The organism is Streptomyces lomondensis (genome assembly GCF_014651035.1).
GTDB lineage: Bacteria > Actinomycetota > Actinomycetes > Streptomycetales > Streptomycetaceae > Streptomyces > Streptomyces lomondensis.
In genome coordinates, this window is record NZ_BMWC01000041.1 from 1 (window position 1) to 1,045 (window position 1,045).

At 66.9% G+C, this 1,045-nt stretch carries 2 protein-coding genes; both read right to left on the reverse strand.

The window, feature by feature from the left end:
* Positions 1-233: alpha-amylase family glycosyl hydrolase (locus IE255_RS38840; RefSeq protein WP_268255771.1), on the reverse strand; the 233-nt coding region annotated here is incomplete at its 3' end.
* Positions 230-1,045: alpha-amylase family glycosyl hydrolase (locus IE255_RS38845; RefSeq protein ID WP_506005220.1), on the reverse strand; the 816-nt coding region annotated here is incomplete at its 5' end. The genes IE255_RS38845 and IE255_RS38840, both read right to left, overlap by 4 nt.

The window sequence follows — 1,045 nt, forward strand, 5'->3', positions numbered from 1 at the left end:
TCCCGGAGCGGGGACTTGAAGAACGGCGGCAGCCACAGGCAGTCGACGCCCAGCCACTGCAGGTAGTCGAGCTTGGCGGTCAGGCCCTTCAGGTCACCGACGCCGTCACCGTTGCTGTCCTGGAACGAGCGGACGAGGACCTCGTAGAAGACGGCGCGCTTGAACCACTCCGGGTCGCGGTCCCTGGCGGGAGTGTCCTCGAAGGTGTCCTGAACGGGTTCGTTGACGATCATGTTGTGGGTGACCCTCCGATCTGCGGGGTGGACGGTCGCAGAACCGAGAAGACATGCGCGGGCCTATGGCCCGGTTCGAGGCGCACGTAGTTGGCCCTGCCCCAGTGATAGGTCTCGCCGGTGAGCTCGTCGCGCACCAGCACCGACTCGTGCCAGTCCAGGCCGAGTTGCGGCATGTCCAACGAGACCGTGGCCTCCTGGGTGTGGTGGGGGTCGAGGTTGGCGACCACCAGAACCGTGTTCGAACCCTTCCGCTTCGAGTAGGCGATCACCGCTTCCTGGTCCGCGTGGTGGAAGTGCAGGTCGCGCAGCTGCTGGAGGGCCGGGTTCGCCCGCCGGACGGTGTTGAGCCGGGTCAGGAGCGGGGTGATGGTGCGGCCCTCGCGTTCGGCCGCTGCCCAGTCGCGGGGGCGGAGCTGGTACTTCTCGGAGTCCAGGTACTCCTCGCTGCCTTCCCTGAGCGGGGTGTTCTCGCACAGTTCGTAGCCGGAGTAGATGCCCCAGGTCGGCGAGAGGGTGGCGGCGAGGACGGCGCGGACCTCGAAGGCGGGGCGGCCGCCGTGCTGGAGGTAGGCGTGCAGGATGTCGGGGGTGTTGGCGAAGAAGTTCGGCCGCATGTAGCTCGCGGCCTCACCCGACAGTTCCGTGAGGTAGTCGGTCAGTTCCTGCTTGGAGTTGCGCCAGGTGAAGTAGGTGTAGGACTGCTGGAAGCCGATCTGGGCCAGGGTGTGCATCATCGCCGGGCGGGTGAAGGCCTCGGCCAGGAAGATCACATCGGGGTCGGTGCGGTTGATGTCCGCGATGACCCGCTC